Annotated in this window: 17 protein-coding genes and 1 tRNA gene; 9 read left to right on the top strand and 9 right to left on the bottom strand. The window is 51.9% G+C overall.

Translation table 11 applies throughout. The features are described from left to right. The first annotated feature begins 89 nt into the window (after window positions 1–89). Both ABXS88_RS08430 and ABXS88_RS08425 read left to right on the top strand, forming a co-directional pair. A complete protein-coding gene (locus tag ABXS88_RS08430) occupies window positions 90–1,658 on the top strand; it encodes a diguanylate cyclase (RefSeq protein WP_353674729.1) in 1,569 nt (522 codons plus the stop codon). A gap of 14 nt (window positions 1,659–1,672) precedes the next feature. Next, window positions 1,673–2,131: an NUDIX hydrolase gene (locus tag ABXS88_RS08425; RefSeq protein WP_353674728.1), complete on the top strand. Its 459-nt coding sequence runs from the start codon at window positions 1,673–1,675 to the stop codon at window positions 2,129–2,131. Between the two features lie 67 nt (window positions 2,132–2,198). Here the strand turns inward: ABXS88_RS08425 and acsF are convergent, their stop codons facing one another. After that, entirely contained in the window at window positions 2,199–3,263 is a 1,065-nt protein-coding gene (gene acsF, locus ABXS88_RS08420) for a magnesium-protoporphyrin IX monomethyl ester (oxidative) cyclase (protein WP_353674727.1), read from the bottom strand. Window positions 3,264–3,524: 261 nt separating this feature from the next. Between acsF and hemF the strand changes: the two genes are divergently transcribed. From hemF to hemN, 3 genes are all read left to right on the top strand, one after another. Further along, entirely contained in the window at window positions 3,525–4,556 is a 1,032-nt protein-coding gene (gene hemF, locus ABXS88_RS08415) for an oxygen-dependent coproporphyrinogen oxidase (protein ID WP_353674726.1), read from the top strand. Between the two features lie 113 nt (window positions 4,557–4,669). Next, entirely contained in the window at window positions 4,670–5,416 is a 747-nt protein-coding gene (locus ABXS88_RS08410) for a heme oxygenase (biliverdin-producing) (protein ID WP_353674725.1), read from the top strand. A gap of 77 nt (window positions 5,417–5,493) precedes the next feature. Beyond that, window positions 5,494–6,879, top strand: coding sequence for an oxygen-independent coproporphyrinogen III oxidase (hemN, locus tag ABXS88_RS08405; RefSeq protein WP_353674724.1), 1,386 nt, complete (start codon window positions 5,494–5,496; stop codon window positions 6,877–6,879). A gap of 74 nt (window positions 6,880–6,953) precedes the next feature. Here the strand turns inward: hemN and ABXS88_RS08400 are convergent, their stop codons facing one another. After that, complete coding sequence (locus ABXS88_RS08400) at window positions 6,954–7,589, bottom strand: iron uptake porin (protein ID WP_353674799.1); 636 nt, start codon at window positions 7,587–7,589, stop codon at window positions 6,954–6,956. Window positions 7,590–7,976: 387 nt separating this feature from the next. Between ABXS88_RS08400 and pyrE the strand changes: the two genes are divergently transcribed. Continuing rightward, a complete protein-coding gene (gene pyrE / locus ABXS88_RS08395; protein ID WP_353674798.1) occupies window positions 7,977–8,582 on the top strand; it encodes an orotate phosphoribosyltransferase in 606 nt (201 codons plus the stop codon). 14 nt (window positions 8,583–8,596) lie between these two features. Further along, window positions 8,597–8,965 carry a metalloregulator ArsR/SmtB family transcription factor gene (locus tag ABXS88_RS08390; protein ID WP_353674723.1) on the top strand — a complete coding sequence of 123 codons (369 nt, stop codon included), beginning with the start codon at window positions 8,597–8,599 and terminating at the stop codon, window positions 8,963–8,965. Between the two features lie 81 nt (window positions 8,966–9,046). On the opposite strand, the gene ABXS88_RS08385 is transcribed toward ABXS88_RS08390, so the two are convergent. The 6 genes from ABXS88_RS08385 to ABXS88_RS08360 form a co-directional block, all read right to left on the bottom strand. Further along, window positions 9,047–9,119 (bottom strand) — tRNA-Ala (locus tag ABXS88_RS08385). 68 nt (window positions 9,120–9,187) lie between these two features. Next, complete coding sequence (locus ABXS88_RS08380) at window positions 9,188–9,361, bottom strand: hypothetical protein (RefSeq protein ID WP_353674722.1); 174 nt, start codon at window positions 9,359–9,361, stop codon at window positions 9,188–9,190. After that, window positions 9,361–12,576 (bottom strand): efflux RND transporter permease subunit, encoded by a 3,216-nt coding sequence (locus ABXS88_RS08375; protein WP_353674721.1) that lies wholly within the window; start codon window positions 12,574–12,576, stop codon window positions 9,361–9,363. Before ABXS88_RS08375 ends, ABXS88_RS08380 begins: the two co-directional genes overlap by 1 nt. 6 nt (window positions 12,577–12,582) lie before the next feature. Beyond that, on the bottom strand, window positions 12,583–13,995 hold the full coding sequence (locus ABXS88_RS08370; protein ID WP_353674720.1) for an efflux RND transporter periplasmic adaptor subunit: 1,413 nt from the start codon (window positions 13,993–13,995) through the stop codon (window positions 12,583–12,585). A gap of 145 nt (window positions 13,996–14,140) precedes the next feature. Continuing rightward, window positions 14,141–15,949, bottom strand: coding sequence for a signal peptide peptidase SppA (sppA, locus tag ABXS88_RS08365; protein ID WP_353674719.1), 1,809 nt, complete (start codon window positions 15,947–15,949; stop codon window positions 14,141–14,143). 9 nt (window positions 15,950–15,958) lie between these two features. Continuing rightward, entirely contained in the window at window positions 15,959–16,207 is a 249-nt protein-coding gene (locus ABXS88_RS08360) for a Ycf34 family protein (RefSeq protein ID WP_353674718.1), read from the bottom strand. A gap of 48 nt (window positions 16,208–16,255) precedes the next feature. Here ABXS88_RS08360 and ABXS88_RS08355 point away from each other — a divergent pair, with 48 nt between their 5' ends. Both ABXS88_RS08355 and ABXS88_RS08350 read left to right on the top strand, forming a co-directional pair. Next, the gene (locus ABXS88_RS08355) at window positions 16,256–17,548 is read left to right on the top strand and encodes a CCA tRNA nucleotidyltransferase (protein WP_353674717.1); all 1,293 of its coding nucleotides are present in this window, start codon (window positions 16,256–16,258) and stop codon (window positions 17,546–17,548) included. A 438-nt stretch (window positions 17,549–17,986) separates the two neighbouring features. Next, window positions 17,987–18,739 (top strand): SinI family restriction endonuclease, encoded by a 753-nt coding sequence (locus ABXS88_RS08350; protein ID WP_353674716.1) that lies wholly within the window; start codon window positions 17,987–17,989, stop codon window positions 18,737–18,739. On the opposite strand, the gene ABXS88_RS08345 is transcribed toward ABXS88_RS08350, so the two are convergent. Continuing rightward, a complete protein-coding gene (locus tag ABXS88_RS08345; RefSeq protein WP_353674715.1) occupies window positions 18,731–20,158 on the bottom strand; it encodes a DNA cytosine methyltransferase in 1,428 nt (475 codons plus the stop codon). The two genes, ABXS88_RS08350 and ABXS88_RS08345, sit on opposite strands and share 9 nt — an antisense overlap. Between the last annotated feature and the right edge of the window lie 110 nt (window positions 20,159–20,268).

Here is a 20,268-nt window from a genome sequence, read left to right as displayed (position 1 = left end):
TTGACAAGAGCAATACTTTTTAAACATTCATTTATTATGGGTTGCTAGCATACCGTTCTGCCCGAAGGTAACGAGAGAATATAACGCCCATGTCACCCAATTCTGGACGATTCCCCCCGTGGGAGACTCTGTTCCTCATCAATGGCGGTCTGGCTATTGCCTATGCCATTGCAGTACAAATTAGTTTGCATCTAGCGACTCTGCCAGGGAATGTCGCCATTATTTGGTTGCCGTCGGCCCTATCCTTTCCCCTGGTATATCGCTGGGGGCCGAAGGTGTTTGGGGGGATTGTTATCGGCTCCTTCATGGGTCTAATCCCCTCCTTAATGGAACTAGATCTACACCAGTCCTTCGGGTCTTGGATTGTGGTTCAAGGGGGCTGTGCCTTGGGGAATTGTCTCCAACCCTGGGTAGCAACTCGGATCCTACGACGATGGGCCAAAAATCCGTTGCTGTTTGCGGAGAGTCAATCCCTGGGGGTTTTTCTGCTGGCGGCTCTGGTTTCTCCCTTGGTCTCTGCCTTGATCGGCGTTGGCCTGTTAGCCAGTTTTCAGGTGATTACCTGGGCCGAATTCACCTATTCTTTTTTATTTTGGTGGATTGCCAGCGTCATGGCCCACATTGTTTTTTCACCTATGATTTTTCTGTGGCGGAGTGATGCGTCTCCTCCCCGTCGTCATCCCTGGGAAAGTTCCCTACTACTCACAATCGTTTTCCTGATTCTGGGCCTGATTTTTATCTACCAATTGCATCTCGAGTATTTGCTCTTTTTAACAGTGCTTTGGTCGGTGTTTCGTCTCAGTCAACGCAGTGCCCTCGGGCTAACAGCCTTGATATCTGTGCTGTTTATCCTCTATACCAGCAAAAGCGATGGTGCTCTTTTTTGGATTGCTCCCCGAGCGTCAGCCCTATTAATCCATAGCTATGTGGCCTATTTTCTACTGCAGAGCTATATTTTGACCCTATCCATCACCACCTTGGCCCTGTCGGTGATTCTCCAGGAACGTCGCCAGGCCCAAGGCCAATTGTTGGCCCTCTACGGCAACCTTGAATCTTTGGTAGAAGCCAGAACCCAAGAGTTATCAGAGGCTAAACAACAATTACTGGCTGTAAATCGAGAGCTGGAATCGAAGGCCCACTTGGATAGCTTAACGGGAATTCCCAATCGTCGTTCCTTTGATGAGCGCATTGGGGTAGAGTGGCGGCGTCTCAGTCGGCTCCAGGCCCCCCTCTCTCTGCTTCTTCTCGATGTTGACTATTTCAAGCGCTACAACGATGACTGCGGCCATCCCCAGGGAGACCGTTGTTTGCAAGACATCGCCCGCACCCTTCAAAACGTGATTCAGCGCTCAGAAGACTTTCTGGCACGCTATGGTGGGGAGGAATTTGTGGTAATTTTGCCCCATACTGACCTAGCCGGGGCCATGACCGTGGCCAACAAAATCCATGAGGCCATGTTTGAGCAAAATATTCCCCATCCCCAATCCTTGGTGAGTAGCCGAGTCACCCTGAGTATTGGCATGAGTAGCCAGATTCCCCAGCCTCAAGACTCTTGGGCAGACCTCCTCTCTCAGGCCGACCAGGCCCTCTACGAAGCCAAGAAAAGGGGCCGCAATTGTTCGGTGGCCTGTCAGGCCGATGGCTGTACACAACTTTAGAAGGTTAATGCGCTGTGCTAACTCGTCTTTGGCAGATTGGTAAAACGGTTTTGGGCCTCCTGCTACGACATCCCGTCACTGGCGTGAGTCTGATTCCAATTCTTCCGGATGGTCGATTCGTACTGGTGCAACGCCGTGATACGGGCCAGTGGGGGCTTCCCGGTGGCCTGGTCGATTGGGGAGAAACCATTGAGAAAACGGCGGAGCGAGAACTTCAGGAAGAAACCGGCCTAAATCTAGTGGCGATCGAGGGCCTGGTGGGGGTTTATTCTGCTCCTGAGCGTGACCCCAGAACTCACTCCATTTGTATTTTCCTAGCCGTGAAAGCATCTGGGCCCATGACCGTTGGAGACACAGCGGAGATCCAAGACGTAGCGGCCTTTACGCGAGAGCAGTTGCCCCTAGGCAATTTAGCCCACGACCATGACCGTCAGTTACAAGACTTCTTTGCTGGTAAAACTATTATTGCTTAAGCAAATTCCTAATACCAATCCTCCCCATTGGGGTATAGGGCCTGGTATCCCCCCATCCAACAGGGCCTTAGCGAACGGTTCCCCGGTCTAATTCCGCATCGAGGGGAGAAATCAGGAATAAACGGAAGAAATTCCAGAAAATGGCCGTGTAGTGGGGCAATTTCCGCAAAAACTTAAAGGGGCCTTTATCCTCGTTAATGGCACTAGCGGCCAGGTTATGTTGGGCACAACGGTTCAGGCGAGGGAAAAAGTCAGGATGCTCGGTATTCAATACAGTGGGGAAGGCCCGAGCTGAGGTTTCGTTAGTCTTACGGATCACTTCCTGATCAAATTCCGTGGGGTCTAGGCCCAGGGTGACGTAGAAATTAGAGCGTTCATGGACGGTGAGGCTATGGGTCACAAAGACGGACAGTAGGAAGAAACGACTCCAGAGACGAGACTGCCAGGTCTGCCACATCGTCGGTTGGGAACGCAGGAGCGCCTTAAAAATATCGCCGTGGCGGTTTTCATCCTGGCACCAGCTCTCAAAGTAATTGAAGAGGGGGGAAAATTGGTGTTCTGGGTGTTTTTCCAGGTGGCGAAAAATAATGATGTAGCGCCAGTAACCGATCTTTTCCGAGAGATAGACGGTATAAATCACCCATTCCAGGGGAAAGAAAGTGTAGGTGCGGCTTTTAGTCAGGCGACCCAGATCCAGGGAAACATTAAAATCCCCCATGGCTTTATTGAGGAAACCCGCGTGGCGAGCCTCGTCCCGGGCCATAAGGTGGAAAATATCCGCCAGAATTTGATTACGGCCCTTGAGCTTGCGGGACAGTTCCTTAAAGAGCAAAAAGCCGGAAAATTCGGAAACGCAGGAACGCTCCAGGTAATCAATAAAGGCCTGGCGAGCCTCTTCGTCGAGGTTATCAAAGGCCTGTTGGTATTCCGCATCCCGGACGAAATGATCCCGGTTATAGTCGTTTTTCATTTCGGTCAACATGGCCTGAAGCTCCTCCTCTTGGCGGGAGAGGTCGAGGTTGGCAGCCGCTTCAAAATCCGTGATGTAAAACCGGGGCGTCAGCAAGCTCTCCTTCATCATCGGCTCCGCAGGGACACTAACGGCAGAGGGCTTCGGTAGGGTGTTAACCATAAAACTCCTTTGATAACTAAATGGCTATGTGAAATTATAAACAGTATTCTGAGAAAGAGAGTCTTTCTCTCTGTAACGTTTTTTGACGATAGCTGGAATCAGTGCGAAAGAAATACTTGAAAGTGCTTATTCTGCAAGATTTAAAGAAGCTTGTCCCCTAGGAGATATAAACTTTTGTAACAGCACTTCCTAATTTCGTTTTTATTCTTATATGGTTATCAAAGGACAAAAACGATTGATCAAATCTGCTGTACGTTACCCATGAGTCATTCAGTTCTGACCCCATCCTCCACTGTTCCAGCGGTAGTTGCTCCTCCTAGCGATGCCAAGGCCCGAGCCAAGCAGTTTGTGCAGGGCCTCCAAGACAATATTTGTGCCGCCCTAGAGGCCCTGGATGGCCAGGCCAAATTTCGGGAAGATACCTGGCAACGGCCCGAAGGCGGTGAAGGTCGGACGCGGGTGATCCAAAACGGCCGAGTTTTTGAACAGGGCGGCGTCAATTTTTCGGAAGTGTGGGGCGAAACCCTGCCCCCATCGATCCTGACCCAACGGCCGGAAGCGGCGGGCCATACCTTTTATGCGACGGGAACCTCGATGGTGCTCCATCCCCGCAATCCCTACGTTCCCACGGTGCATTTGAATTATCGTTATTTTGAAGCCGGCCCCATCTGGTGGTTTGGCGGCGGGGTGGATTTAACCCCCTACTATCCCTTTGTGGAAGACGTGGTGCATTTCCATCAAACCATTAAGCAGGCCTGTGACCGTCATCATCCAGAGTACTATCCCGCCTTCAAACGCTGGTGTGATGAATATTTCTACCTGAAACATCGCCAGGAAACCCGCGGCGTGGGAGGCATTTTCTTCGACTACCAAGACCAACGGGGCCTACTCTATGCGGGTCACAATACCGATGGGGAAGCCTACCGCTACAGTCAACAAGTCGGCCCGGTTCAGCGCAGTTGGGAAGACCTGTTTGCCTTTGCCCAGAGCTGTGGGAAGTCTTTCCTGCCCAGTTATTTGCCCATTGCCGAAAAACGCTGTGAACTCCCCTACGGCGACCGGGAACGGGACTTTCAACTCTATCGCCGGGGCCGCTATGTGGAATTTAACTTGGTCTATGACCGAGGCACCATCTTTGGCCTGCAAACCCAAGGCCGTACCGAATCGATCCTGATGTCGTTACCACCCCTGGCCCGCTGGCAATACTGCTACGAAGCAGAACCTGGAACCCCGGAAGCCGGCCTGGCGGAAACCTTCCTCAAGCCCCAGGACTGGGTGAATTGGAGAGTTTAATACTTTTGAGTTGCCCCCTACGGCTGGGGAGTCAGGGGGCGAAAACCGAAGTTCCATCCGCTATGCCAATTTAACTGTGTAATTTTCAGATTTTTCATTCGGGAGTTAACCCCATGACCCACCTCGCCCAAGCCCTCCGGGAAGGCACCCAACAATCCCACACCCTTTCGGAAAATACGGCCTACATGAAGTGTTTTCTCAAGGGCATTGTGGAAACCGAACCCTTCCGTAAACTCTTGGCTAATCTCTACTTCGTCTATACTACCCTCGAAGCCGAATTGGCCCGTCTGCAAGATCATCCCATCCTCAGTCAAGTCTATTTCCCAGAACTAAACCGTCAGGATAACTTAGCCAAAGACCTCGCTTTTTACTACGGCGAAAACTGGCCAGCAGAGATTGCTCCCCTGCCCTCGGGCCAAACCTACGTCAGCCGTATTCAAGAAATTGCCCAGACGCAACCAGAGCTATTGATCGCCCATGCCTATACCCGTTACCTAGGAGATCTGTCGGGGGGCCAGGCCCTGAGCCGGATTGTGCGATCGGCCCTGAAGTTACCCGAGGGCCAAGGAACCGCTTTCTACGAGTTTGAGCAGATTCCCACTATCGAGGCCAAACGGGCCTTTAAGGAAAACTATCGTCAGGCGTTAGATGCGCTGTCCCTCAGTCCAGAACAGGTAGAAGCGATTGTGGCCGAAGCGAATTTAGCCTTTGCTCTGAATCGAGATGTGATGCACGACCTCGAACCCGATGTCAAAGCTGCCGTTGGAGAGCATGTTTTCGATCTGCTGACTCGCCAAGACCGGCCGGGTAGTACGGAAGGGCGTCCTGGTCGGAGAGAAGTGCCCCTCGCGACGGTTTAACGTTTTTCAATTTTTGCTTATTGCCCATATCTCCCGCCGCTTGTCGTGATGGGAGTATTTTTTAAGGATTTTTAACGATGCCTCTGACCCTCTCGCCCCTAGAATTTGATACCGATCTGCTCATTAAATATAATCAGGCCCTGCCTCGCTATACCAGCTATCCCCCAGCAACGGAATTTCACGCCCATGTGACGGAAGCGGAGGTTAAAACAGCTATTTCTGCCTCTAATGCCCGCCAATTGCCCCTTTCTTTATACTTTCATCTCCCCTTTTGCCACAGCGCCTGTTACTTCTGCGGTTGTAATGTGATTGTTTCCAATAATCAACGCATTGCCCAAGACTATCTCGGCTATCTGCACCAGGAAATTCAACAGAAGGCCCAACTCATGGATTGCCAACGGCCGGTGACGCAACTGCACTGGGGTGGGGGAACGCCTAACTATCTCAACCTGGAGCAGGTGGATCACCTCTGGCAGAGCATTAACCAGCATTTTCATTTAACGAAGGATGCCGAGGTCTCCATTGAGATCAATCCCCGCCACGTCGATAAGAACTATATTTTTGCTCTGCGGGCTATGGGCTTTAACCGCATTAGCTTCGGCATTCAAGACTTTAACCCTCAGGTACAACGGGCCATTAACCGGGAAATTAGCGAAGAAAAACTCTTTGCGGTGATGGACTGGATTCGGGCCGCTGATTTTGCCAGTGTCAATGTCGATCTGATCTACGGCCTACCCGGCCAAACCCTAGCCAGCTTCCGGGAAACCATTGCTAAAACCGTCCAGCTCGACCCCAATCGCATTGCCGTCTTTAACTTTGCCTACGTCCCTGGCCTCAAGGCCATTCAGCGTAAGATTGACCCCCAGGCCCTGCCCTGCCCAGAGGAAAAGCTGGCCATCCTCAAACAAAGCATTACTGATCTCACCGACAGTGGCTACGTCTTTATCGGTATGGATCACTTTGCCAAACCCGATGATGAATTGGCCCTGGCCCAACGGCAGGGAACCCTCAAGCGCAATTTCCAGGGCTATACCACCCAACCCGAGGCGGAACTCTTTGGCTTTGGCCTGACCTCCATCAGTATGCTGGATGACATTTATTTCCAGAACCACAAACGTCTCAAGGACTACTACCAAGCGGTGACGGAAGGCCGCTTACCCCTGGAAAAAGCTGTCCAACTTGGCCCTGATGACCAACTGCGTCGGCAGATCATTATGGGCTTAATGTGTCATTTTGCCCTGGACTATCACCAGATTGAGCGACAATATCACCTGAATTTTGGCCAGTACTTTGCCCAGGAATTAACCGCCCTCAAACCCCTCGCCGCTGATGGATTACTAGAAATTCAATCTCAGGGCCTAACCATCACCCCCAAAGGACGCTTACTCATTCGCAATATTGCCGCGGTGTTTGATGTTTACCGACGCTCTGTCCAGCCCGTGGCCTTTTCTCAGACTATTTAGCAAAAACAAACCCCCCAAGGCACTTGCGCCATCATCGGGGGGCCCAACGTTAACCGAGCTCCTCGGTTTGATGTTTAGTAGCCGACAGGGAAAGGTTGAAAGCCAGGCATAGGGCCACCTAAACGGAGGTAGCCAGGATTGCCCTGCAATGAAGTATTAAAGGGATTCGGCAGATCACGAGTCCGAATATCGGTGCCCTCTTGCTGTTGACGCATAACCTCGTTGTAAACCGCTTCTACGGTTTCGGCATCACTGGCAATTTGGTTATCGAAGAAGGAACCGGGAAACGTCCGCCAGCCGAAGATTTTGTTGGCCTGGCCCGAAATACTAGTGATGTCATAGTAGCGGCCAGTGCTGTTGTAGAAGGCCCGATTCATGACATCAGGGATGATATCACCCGGTTGAACGGATTGTCTGACCCGCTGGGCAGTTCCTGGGTTTTGCAGGGCCAGTTGTTGTTGGGCGTCCAGCAGTCGGCGCTCTAGCTGGGTTAAGCAAGCGTTTAGGCCAGCGGCAAATTCATTGCGGCTCAAGGCCTGATTTCCACGATAGGTACGGTCGGGATAGCCCACAATACAACCATAATTTTCCACCAGATTGCGCAGGGCCTCGTAGGACCACCCCTGGGGAGAGACATCCCGCAATTGGCTGATGCTGTTGACCTGGTTTAGGAATTGGCTGTAGCTGTTGTAATTTTGGTCGTAGGCCACCTGGGCGTTATTGGCCGTTGGGGAAGCCTGGGGGGGGAGGGCCTGGGCTTGGGCCACGCCACTAAGAAGAATACTGCTAAGGCCAGTCCCCGCCAAGCAGAGGGATTGCACAATAGTTTTTTTCATAAAAGTAGGCTCCTCACGAATTTGTCTAAAGGACTTAATAGAAAGAAGTCAGCAATGTTAGCGGTTAACGGAGAGTGTAGAGTGGCTCGGAGCAGGGAAAGAGTCAGAGTTTGCTTAAATGGAATTAGTCTTAGTCTATTGACTATCCCTATTGTCGTCCAATTCTAACCAAAATCCTAGACAAAACCACGATTGTCCAGGTTAATTTTTCTTTAATCTATACCTCACTTCATGACTAACCCCGTTTCTCCTGCCTTGGTTTTGCAATCCCTCAATTTAGCGAATGTCGTCACGGCCCCCCTCGATGAGTTACGGTCAGGCCTGCGGCAACTGATTACCCAATTGGCCTACCAGGAGGGCAACTTCACCCTTTCCTCGGGCCAAAGCAGTTCCTACTATATCAATGGGAAAAAAGTAACCCTAACCGCTGAGGGAGGATTAATGTTAGGTCGCTTAATACTGGCCCTGCTTCCGGCTGATACCCAGGCGGTAGCGGGTTTGACCCTGGGGGCCGATCCCCTCGTGAGTGCAGTCAGTATTGTTTCGGCCTATGAACAGCAACCAATTCCGGCCCTGATCGTCCGTAAAGAGGCCAAGGGCCATGGCACTAAAGCCTACATTGAAGGCCCGGATTTAGCAACCGGGGCCAAGGTCGTTGTTCTAGAAGATGTGGTCACGACCGGAAAATCAGCTCTGTTGGCCGTTGAACGCCTGCGGGGAGCTGGTTATGTCGTAGAAGAGATTTTGGCGATGGTTGACCGAGAACAGGGGGGGGCGGAATTTTACCAAGGGCAAGGCCTACGCTTTCAGGCCCTGTTTAAGATTAGTGACATTCAGGAACAGGCCCGGCAAAATCAGTCTTTTTGAATCTTCAACCCCCTATGACTGAACCCGATTTTGATGAAGCCGATGACGGCTGTAGCCTTCCCCTGATTGAGCATCTGCCGGCGGCCAATCCGACGCTGCTATCTTCGCTCAAGGCAAAACAAATGGCCGCCTTTTTCGGGACGCTAGCGGATGTCAATCGTTTACGCATTCTGTCGCTGTTGGTGTCCCAGGAATATTGCGTAGGCGATATTGCCGCAATTCTGGCGATGAGTGAGTCGGCGGTGTCCCATCAGTTGCGTGTCCTCCGGGTTAATCGCCTGGTGGATTACCGTCGGCAAGGCCGTCATATTTTCTATCGCTTAGACGACAATCACATTGCAGACTTTTACCACGCCATTATTGCCCATTTAGAGCACCTTTAAGGACGACGGGTCAGACGGATAACGACTGCCTATTCCCAAGCCAGGAATATATCAGGCTTTCCGGCTGCTTATTTTTATAGATGGAGCTAAGCGGATTCGAACCGCTGACCCCTTGCATGCCATGCAAGTGCTCTACCAGCTGAGCTATAACCCCGTTCAATGCGTTTTCGATTATGCCCTGAATTTCTAGGGTCTGTCAAGGGGGAGAGGCTATTTTCTTTGCTAGGGGCCATCATTACCAAAAAACCAACCCAACAGGGCCAGGGCCAGTAGCCAACTGGCCCACTGCAATAGGCCCTGACCCAAGTGAAACAAAGCAATGGGCAGAGGAAAAAGGAAGTCGGCAAAGAACCAGTTACTTCCCAGGAGTAAGACCAACAAAACCAGCGGCAACATTAACGGCGGAGAGAGGAGAGGACAGGGGGGATGGGAGTCTGGGCCGGAGACACCGTCTCCGGCGGGCGGCGAGGGCCACCACCATGCAGGAGGACGTAGAAACAGGGAATGATAAATAGGGTCAGGAGGGTGGCCACGGATAGACCAGAAAAGACGACGATGCCCAGGGGTTGCAGAAGTTCGGCCCCTTGGCCTAGTCCTAACGCTAAGGGAAACATCCCTAAAACCGTGGTAATCGTGGTCATCAAGATGGGCCGCAAGCGTTGGGGGGCCGCCTGGAGAATAGCGGCCTGGTGGCTCAGGGCCTGCTCGGTGCGGATTTGATTGGCCAATTCCACCATGATGATGGCGTTATTCACCACAATCCCGACCAGCAAAACGACCCCGACGATCACGGTGGCGCCGATGGCTGTTTGGGTGAAGTACAGGCCCCAAATTCCGCCGGCTAAGGCTAAGGGCAGGGTAAACATAATCACCAGGGGATCAATCAGGGAATTGTACTGCACCGCCATGACCACAAAGACGAGGAAAGCGGCCAGGCCCCCAAGGAGGACCAAAGCGGATTGGAGTTGACGATTGCTAGCCGCCGCCGTACTGGGCAAGAAAGTAACCCCAGGCGGCAGTTTAATCTCCTTTAAAGTCTGTTCCGTTTGTTGGAGGGCCTCACTCAAGCGGGCTCCCTCCGCCAAGTTCCCGGCAATTAGAAAGACAAAACGCTGGTTAATGCGCTGAATTTCCGCTGGGGCCTCCCCTGTGACGACTCTGGCCACATCTCCCAGTCGAATTGGCTGATTATTGTTAATGAAGAGGGGTAACTGTTCGAGTTGGGAGACATCCTGAATAACATCATCGGCGAGCTGGACGCGCACATCGACTAAGCGTTCTTCCCGTTGAAGTTGGGTGGGAATGCTTCCCTCAATAGCGGTTTGAATGGTTTCCCCAATTTGTTGGGCTGTTAAACCGACCTCCGCAACACGTTGCCAATCAGGACGAATTTGTAATTCCGGTTGACGGGGGTCGGCATCGGGACGAAAGCGAGCCAGTTTTACTTTTTCGGCCAAGGTTCCCAGCACTTGACGACCGGCCTTAGCGAGAACGGCTGGATCACTGCTTTCTAAGATCACATCCACATCGACGTTGCGGAGGGGAGAATTGCTGAGGATCAGGCCCCGGAGTTGTCCTGGTACTAGACGAAGGCGGATATCCACCAAATTGAGTTGCTCCAGTTGAGCACTGACCCGTTCGATAAAGTCGTCGATCTTGGTATCGGGTTTGAGGGTGAGGGTACTCGAACTCCGCAGGGGATTAGCATTTGTATTACTGCCAAAGAGGAAGCCACCAATGGTCATGAAACTATACTCGGTTTCTGGTTGATTGCGGAGAATTTGATCCACCTGGGCCATCAAACGACGATTGGTTTCGAGGGGAGTCCCGGCTGGCAACTGAACGATCAGATTCGCTTGGCCTGTATTGATGCGAGGGACAATTTCTTGGGGGAGCTGACCGGCCATCCAGGCGCTACTGCCCCCCAGAAGGAGAAAGGTAACGAGGATGACCCAGATTTTGTGTTGCAATACCCAGACCAGTAATTGACGATAGGTGAGGATGCTCCGCTCAAAGCGCTGATTAAAACCCCGGAGTAAGGGCCAACCAGCGATACCACTACTGTAGGGAATGGCCAACAAACGGGAAGCCAGCATCGGTACTAGGGTAACGGCCACCAAAATAGAGGCAGCCACCGCAAAACTAATGGTCAGAATTAGCTCGTTAAAAATAAGGGCAATAAAGCCTCCGATCAGCAGAAAGGGTAGAACGGCCACGAGGTTAGTACTGGTAGAGGCAACCAGGGCCGACTCAACACTTTGGCCACTAACAATGGCCTGATCTATCACCCGACTTGGGGTTAACTTGACCGCTGTTTGGCCCGGCGTGAGCCCCACTCCCTCGGCAATGGTCTCCAGCATCACGATGGAGTTATCCACCACAATACCAACCCCCAGGGCCAGGCCGCCTAAACTAAAGATATTCAGGGATAACCCAAACAGTTTCATCAAGATCAGGGCCGCCAGGGTCGCCAGAGGAATGGAGAGAACAATAATTAAGGTCTGGCGAATTGATCCCAAAAAGAGGAGGACGGCCAGGGCCGCCAATAAGGCCCCTATCAATCCCGAGCCCGTAACGTTGGCAATGGCATTGCGAATAAATAAAGACTCATCCAGGGTGGGGGTCAGGGTGGCGTCCCGAGGAATCAAACCGCTGGCTTGGAGTTGGGCCAATCGTTGCTTCACCCCTTCCACAACCTCAATGGTATTGGCATCGGGTTGCTTTTGCACGCTCACCTTAACGGCTTCTTCACCATTGAGGGTAACAAAAATTCGTTTTTCCTCCGTGCCATCCACTACTTCCGCAAAGTCGCGCAGATAAACTTGTTGGCTGGGCCGCCCCGGCACTGTGAAAGGAATTGCTTCAATTTCCTGGGCCGACTGAAAACGTCCTAGAGTACGGGTTAGAGGTTCACTTTGGTTGCCGAGAATGCGGCCACCGGAGATATCTAGGTTACGTTCCCGTAAGGCATTTAAAATATCCGTCAGTCCAATCCCTAGGCCCTGGAGTCGGGGTAAGTCTAGGTTGATTTGGACTTCTTCTTGAGCCGCCCCGGACACATCCACCGTTGCGACCCCCGGTAAAACTCCCAATTCCCGCGCCAGTTCTTCCTCTGCAAAAACGCGCAACGCCGTTCCTGATAAGCTAGGGGAGGTGAGGGCAAATTCGTATACCGGCAATTGGGATGGATCAATCTTAAAAATCCGGGGACTTTCTAAGCTATCCGGTAAACGATTCCGAGCCCGGTTAAAGGTCGCAGTAGCATCGTTGAGGGCCTGGTCAATATTACCGCCGGGTTGAAAAAATAAATCCAGACTTACCTGGCCCTCTCGGGTCTGGGAGTAGACCTGCACGACCCCTTCCGTGGCCGACAGAGCCTCTTCTAGGGGTTTGGTAATTTCTTCGACGGCCACTTCTGGGGCAATACCCGGAGCATCAATCCGAACGCCAATGCGGGGATAGGTGATGGAAGGGAGAAGGTCAACCTGAAGGCTAAAGACAAAGAAAATGCCAATTACCACCACGGCCGTCGTCAACATCAGGGTACCGATGTGTTGGCGAATGGACAGTCCCGTCAGGCTAAAGGAAGTCGAGGCAGGGGAAGAAGCCATAGGACACTAAAGTTGGGAAGAAGAGTCAGAAAGCGCACTGAGACGGACAGCTTGGCCAGGGCGTAGCGGTCTACTACTGCGAAGAACATAGCGTTCTCCTGGGGCCAATCCAGTCAGAATTTCGACTTTGCCATTGGCGCTAGCTCCCGGTTTAACAGTACGGGCCTGCACCGTGGTTCGCTCATTTTGGCCCTGGAGGATAAATACTTGGTTCTGGCCCTGGAGGGCTTCCTGGGGAATCACCACCCGCGTTGGGTCACTTTGGGGAAAACTCACCCGAGCCAGCAGGCCACTGCCTATTTTGCCATCGGGGTTAGCCAGGGTTAGTTCGATGGGAATGAGGCGAGATTGGGGGTCGGCAGCGGGGGAAATACGGCTCACCGTTCCTGGCCAGGTTCGGTTGGGAAAGGCATCCAGCTTAACGTCTACCGCCTGGCCGAGGCGTACCTTTGCTAGTTGCAATTCTGAAATTTCTAAGGCCACTTTGACCTGACTGAAGTCTCCCAGTCGCAGGATTTCGGTGCCGGGTTGAACCAAGTTCCCCGCTTCACTACTGCGTTGGAGTACTTTACCGGCGATGGGGGAACGGAGGGTGGCATAGGCCTGACGGGTCTGGCTCTGGCTAATCAGTGCTTTCTGGGCCTTGACCTGGGCCTCAGCGGCGGTAACCTGTTGTTGGGCGACTTTGACCTGAGCTTCTGCAGAACGGAGTACCTTGGCGGCGGTTTGGGCCGTTGTCCTGGCCTGACTCAGTTGCTGTTCGGCACTGACTTTTTCGTTGCGGAGGATTTGCTCGGCCTGTTTAGCCTTGGTGCGAGACTGTTCGGCAATCTGGGCTGTGGCGGCCCCTTCCTGGGCTAATGTACTAAACCGCTCCGCATCAATGCGGGTTTGTTCGGCTTCTAAACGGGCCTGTTCAATGCGGGTTTTGAGGGTGGTTTCTAGGCGCAGGATATCCGCCTGGGCCTGCTGGAGTTGCAAACGAGCTTGATCCACTTTGATCTGAGCATCCCCCACTTGGCTTTGGGCACTGGCCACGGCTGAGCGCTGGGCAGCCTTCTCCGCCTGGGCCTGGTTTACTGACCCTCGCAACAGGGTGTCATCTAAACGGGCCAACACCTGGCCTGCCTGCACCGCATCCCCAACATCGACGGTAAGTTCTCGGAGCTGCCCCTCTACCTGGGCTTTCAAGGACACTTCCCGCAGAGGACGAGTGGTTCCCGTATACTCAATGTCAGCCCTTAGTTGACCGGGAGTGGCCCTGGCCACATCGACGGCGGTTGGGCCCTGCTCAGGACGACTCCGGGGTTGGGTCTGAGCCTCTACCTGACTCCAGAGTTGACAGCCACTGAGGGAAAGACCCAGTAAACCCAGTAGCGTGAGCGGCCAGGGAAAAGACCGGAGAGAGGAAAAACCCATGCACAAAACCTGGAACTGTTGTCATTCACTGCACCGTTGCTCTATCTTAGCGGTCAAATCTTAACAAAATGTAAAGTTTGTCCTACCAAGTGTGTCTTTAGACCAAGAGGGCCAGCCGGAGGTTCAACGCCGTGCGAGCCAGGCCCTAATCCCAGGACTGCCAAAAGAGGGGTAAACGGGCGTAGAGGCCCCGCGCATCATTAAAGGTTTGTAATGCCTGGAGTTCTGTCGTCAATTGCTCCCAGGGTTGGGCCAGGGTATCACTGGGGCGGAGAGCCTGCCAGGCCTGGGTTTGGGATAGGCGTTCCAACAAAACCAGGGTTAAATCCTTGGGGGCCGGCAATTCTTTCACTTGCCAATCTTGGCCAAGCTTGGCCCGTTGGGCGGCATCGGCAATCGCTTGCTCTAGCCCGCCGATTTCATCCACTAGCCCGACTTGCTTGGCCTGGGTGCCACTCCAGACCCGGCCCTGGGCAATTTCCGCTACTTTGGCCTTGGGGAGACCCCGCGATTGGGCTACTTTGTCGAGAAAGCTCTCATAGACTTGATTGACGGCGGTTTGATAAACGGCTAGTTCTGCTTCACTTTTGGGGGTAATACTAGAGCCAAGATTTGCCAACTGGGCTGTTTGTAGTTCATCCCAGGTCAGACCTAAGTTGTTGCCGAGTTTTTCCACATTAAAAAAGAGACTAAACACCCCAATCGACCCCGTCACCGTCGAGGCCTGGGCAAAAATGCGCTCTCCCCCCGTTGCAATCCAATAGCCCCCAGAGGCGGCTACATCCCCCATAGAGACCACTACTGGTTTTTTCCGGCGCAGTTGTTGAATTTCCCGGAGTAAATTATCGGAGGCCGTAGCACTCCCCCCAGGACTGTCAATTCTGAGCACAACGGCTTTAACGTTTGGATCGCTCTGTAACTGGCGCAGAAGGGGAATGAACCGCTCACTGCCGACGGTATCGAGGCCGCCTTTGCCATCCACAATGGTTCCCTTCAGGTAAAGGACAGCAATTTTGTTGTCGGAGTCCTGAACCGGGACGGCGGGAACAGACACTTCCCCATAGGTAGCCATACTGACTTGGCGCAGGGCCTGCTCGCCGTCGGATTCCACCTTGGCCCCAAAGCTAACAAGGGACTCAAGCACTTGATCCCAATATCCGATTTTGTCCACTAGGCCCTGGCCCTGGGCCGCTTTGGCCAACAGAAACCCCTGTTGATCGGCGAGGGCCTGGAGGGTTTGGGTTTGGATCGGCCGATTCTTGGCCAAATTTTGCAGATAGGCCGACCAGAGTTCTGCCAACAGGGCCTGGGTTTGTTGACGGCTTTCGGGGCTAAGGTCTTTGCGGGTAAAGGGTTCGATGGCGGATTTGTAGTTGCCGACTCGCACACTTTGTACGCCAATGCCGTATTTTTCTAAGGCCCCGCTCAAAAAGAGGGGTTGCAGGCCAAAACCATTGATTTCTAGGGTTCCCAGGGGATTGATCCAAATTTGGTCGGCCATCACCGCCAGGCCGTAACCCCGTTCATTCCAATTCACCCCGTAGGCGACTACTTTTTTGCCGGAATCTTTAAACCCTTGGATGGCCTGACACACTTCCGCCAGGGTGGCATAGCCGGTCAGGGGACTGGCCCCCCGCCGAGCATCTAACAAGAGGGCCACGATGCGGTCGTCCTTAGCGGCTTTTTTGAGGCTTTCGACCAAGGGCCGCAGGGCCAGAACGGCTTGGCTATCTGAACTCAGGGCTGCCGTTAGGGAGGGAATCGGTTCCGTATCCTGGATGGGCAGGGAAAGATCCATCACCAGGACACTCTGGTCTTTCACCACGGGATCACTCTGGTGGCTAAGTAACAGCAACAGCAGGATCAGGCCAGTGGCCCCCAGAGTCAGGGTCAAGGTCAGAGCCGCCAGGGTACCGATAAAGCTGGCCAAGGCCCGCTGTAGAAAGTCTTTCATGGTGAGTGATTAGGTGGGAATGGCTTCTCCCGGTCGGAGCCGGGCCCATTTTCCCATCTCTTGCACAAAGCTGATACAGCCGACCACATCCCATTCCATTTCAATGTAATCATCCCGAGAACGGATATTGACATTAATGCTGGGTTCTTGGGGATCAAAATCGGGGCTATTTGTGAGGTGGGGTTGCTGATGCTGGGTTTCGACCGCGTGATAGGTGATACAACGGTCAACGTACTGGCAGTTTACACAGATACACATGGCAGTTATCCCTTTTTTTGCTACTTTAACTTAGAGTTAAAGACTGCGGTGTCCCCGATTACCGTTGAAATCAGCCCTTGGCCCATGCCCTGTTCCCTCAGTCCCTTCCCCCATCTGCGCCAACAACTTCCCTTTGATCTGGAAATACTGCCGGAGTCAGCCTGTTTAGTGGGAGGAGCGGTGCGGGATGCTCTCTTGGGCCGTCGTCGGGAGTATCTAGACTGGGATTTTGTCGTTCCCCAGCAGGCCATCGAGATTGCCCAGGCCCTGGCCCGTCAATACCATGCTGGTTTCGTCATCCTAGATAAGGTGCGTCAGATTGCGCGGGTCGTCTTTGCCCAGGGCACCGTGGATTTTGCCCAGCAGGAAGGGGCCACCCTAGAGCAGGATTTAGGACGACGGGACTTTACCGTCAATGCCATTGCCTACAATTTGCACCAGGAATGTCTGATCGATCCCCTCAGCGGCGTAAAGGATTTGGAATTAGGGGTGTTGAGGATGGTGTCGGCCCATAATTTGGCCGATGACCCCCTGCGTCTGTTGCGGGCCTATCGCCAAGCGGCCCAACTTCAATTTGACCTTGATCCCGCCACTCGTGTCACCCTGCGGGCCCTGGCTGATCAGATTAAAACCGTGGCCGCCGAGCGCGTCCAAGCGGAATTTAACTACCTTTTGGGCAGTCCTCGGGGGAGTCAATGGCTCCTAGCGGCCTGGCAGGATGGCTTACTAAGTTACTGGTTTCCCCAGGCCAATTTGGATGCTCTGAGTGCCATTTGCTGTATCGATCTGGCCGTTGCCACGGTCAAAACCCAACTTAGTCTGACGGAGCGCCAGGCCTTTTTCCAGGCCTTGGGTAAAAAGGGCATTGCCATTGCTAAGTTGGCGAGCTTGGTCTCCCCAGTACCTGAACAAGCAGAACAGGAACTAGAGCACCTGAAGTACTCCCGCCATGAAATCCGGGCCGTAGGGGCCATCCTTAAAAGTTATCCGGCCCTAGGTGAAACGGGCCTGGAACAGAATTTACGACGACAATACTTCTTCTTTCTCGATGTGGGGAAGCATTTTGCTCCCTTTGTCCTCTATGCGCTGGCCCATAGTCCCCAGTTGGCCCTTATTTTCGCCCTGCTCCGGCATTACCTCGACCCCCAGGACAGAATTGCCCATCCGCAATCCCTCATTTCTGGTAATGACCTAATCCAAAACCTACGCCTCCGTCCAGGCCCTTTCATTGGCCAACTGTTAATCGAAGTACAAGTCGCTCAGGTGGAAGGACGGCTCACCACTGCTACCGAGGCCCTAGTCTATGCCCAAAAACTAGCGGCGGAGAATGGCCCTCGGTAAGGGGGGGAATCAGTCACCGGCTATCCACACAAGGCATGGATCCTGTCTCGAACTGGCACAAAATGACTTGTTTTGCCTGTATTCTCTGAGACTGGTCTCTAAAAGAAGGAGCGCCGTCTGAATTCCTTACTGGGATAAGGTTCTCAAGCCAGAGGAAAGTAGGAGGCTCAACGTCTTTTCTAGTAGACGTTTCAGCGTGACATCCATCGTTAAAAGACCAACGCCGGTGACGTTGCTCGAGTCTTTGAGTAAAGCTGATGTTTTATAAGGACTTTAGCGTATAGCCCACCTTCAGGTCTAGACTGAAACAGTGGCTGATATCTTGCTTATTTTAGAAAAACTGTTTAAGCTTTAAGGATAAAGTTCAAGACAATCGCTGTGGCGTACAATTGCGGACATTTCTGTTTCATGATTTGTATGGTCAGGGGACAACATTAGATGTCTGTTAATTTCGATAGCATTATTAGTACTTTAAGTTCTGAAGAAAGCTTTTTAAAGATTTTTGAAGATGCGTTCTCTCAACAAGATCAGCCATTGCTTGAAGCACACCGAACGATTCTCTCGGCCTGCTACAGAAATCCAGGACTTTCTCCAACCCTAAAAGCCAGCACCCCAGAAATGCTAGCCAAGGCTTGGTTTAAAAAGTATAACGATAGCTACGAAAATCGAATTTCAAGACGGATCTCACAACTCCCAGGCACCGTTGCCGATCCAATTGTCAATATAATCATTAACGCTCGACTGACAGGACTAACCACAGAGCATCTGGAGCAAATTAAATATGCCCATCGTCTATCAATGTCTGCTGAAAATATTCAGGGACTACTCCTAGAGGATTTTCTAGCTGAGCAACTTGCTGATTATGGTTGGTATTGTTGTTGGGGAGAATCTGTTCGGCACGTAGATTTTTGCAATGTTGATGGTTCTCTCCTACAAGTCAAAAACCGTAGTAACTCAGAAAATAGTTCATCATCCAGGGTAAGGATTAACCAGCCTATTGAAAAGTGGTATCGAGTTGATGCCAGAACAGGTTCCTATCGATGGTCTTATTTTAACGATAAGTACAATACAGACCGCTTTTCAGAAGAAAATTTTGTTGCTTTTGTTCAACAAGTTCTAATGGGTAATCCAGATTCCTTAGCCATTGAAGCGGACAATCCTTGGAAGGAGTTGTCGGATTCATCAAACTAAATTAAGGGACAGTTGTTTCGTTGAGGATTCCTCAAAACACCCCATATCACTCATCCAACTGACATCATCCGTTTTATGGTAGCGGGAATACGGAAAATCTGGGTAATTAACAGGCGGCTCACCCCTTAGGTGAGATAGCAACATCCTGGCGACCGCTCTTCCTAGAGAGCAAGGTACGGCGTTACCAACTTGCCGATATTGCTCGAGTAAAGTACCCGCAATAATCCAATCGTCTGGGAGTTCTTGAATGCGCTTATATTCTTCAATACTGAGCGGTCTATCTTCTTCTGGATGGGCTAAATCAGTTGCCGGCATAGCTGGGTGGGTTACTAACGTTGGGGCCGGTTTATCCCAAGCGAGCCTGCGGTAAAAACCCGTTTTTCCGCCTCCTGCGTGATAAGAAGCTCCTAATGCTTCTTGATGTAGCTCTTCTGGCAAATTTCGCCAGTATTGTCCAGGTTTCAGCAGTCTGTAATACTTGAGTCGTTTTTCTGGAAATTTGACAAAATGATGTCCATCTTTAGGAAGACCTTCAAGAGCCTCTCTTAATGTCCTCCATTTTGGGAGTTCATATAAACTTTTTTCTGCATGAGTTGGTGTGAGATAGGGAAGTTTTTCGCGATCACGACTACAAGTCATGATCACCCTTTCTCGTTGTTGCGGAGACCCAAAATTAGCCGCATTGTACAGGTTAAAAGAAACACTATATCCCGCATCTTTTAGCCGTTGCGTAATGAAAAGTAATGCGCCTCCTCGTTGTTCATCTTGAGATAATGGTGGAAATTTATTCCCTCTCATTTCATGAGGTCTATGTTTTAAGGGAGCGGACAACAAGCCTCGAACGTTTTCAATGACTGCAAATCTGGGTTTAAGCTCAATGATTAAATCGATGAACGTTAAAAAGACATTGCCTCGCTCATCATTAAATCCTTGACGCTTTCCTGCACTGCTGAAGGCTTGGCACGGCGGACCACCAACCATTACATCAATCTCATCGCTCGAACTCAGTCCTGCTTTCTCTCGAATTTCTCCTGCTGAATAGTCTCTAATATCCCCGATCAGGGCCATATCTGGTCGATTGGTCTCAATCGTTTTCCGAGCGGCTGTATCGATTTCACAAGCAAGCAACACATGGATACCTTCCTTTTCTAGTCCCAAATCCAAACCCATACAGCCAGAAAAAAAACTCAAAGCTTTGAGATCGGGTTTGCCGAGGGCTCGCCGCCCATGATCGGGAATGCTTAAGCTGGTATCTTCTCTCTTAATACCATAGTTCTGAACAGACTCCGATGCGACGATCCACCGACTGCTGATCCTCTCACCGCTGATTTCGCCATACCGGAGTAGCTGACGAACATATTGCTCCGAGCAGTTTAAGATTTCAGCGGTCTCTTTTACGGAGATGTACTGGGTAGCCATGCCTTCGGAAACGAAACTAAAATCAGGTACCCATTCTAGTACCAAAGCAACCTACTTGCAAGTATTGTGATAGGTCAAGCTGAAGCTCTCAAGGCCGTCTAAGGCTCTTT

Source organism: Synechocystis sp. LKSZ1 (assembly GCF_040436315.1).
GTDB lineage: Bacteria > Cyanobacteriota > Cyanobacteriia > Cyanobacteriales > Microcystaceae > Synechocystis.
This window is presented reverse-complemented; position numbering and strand designations above follow the sequence as displayed.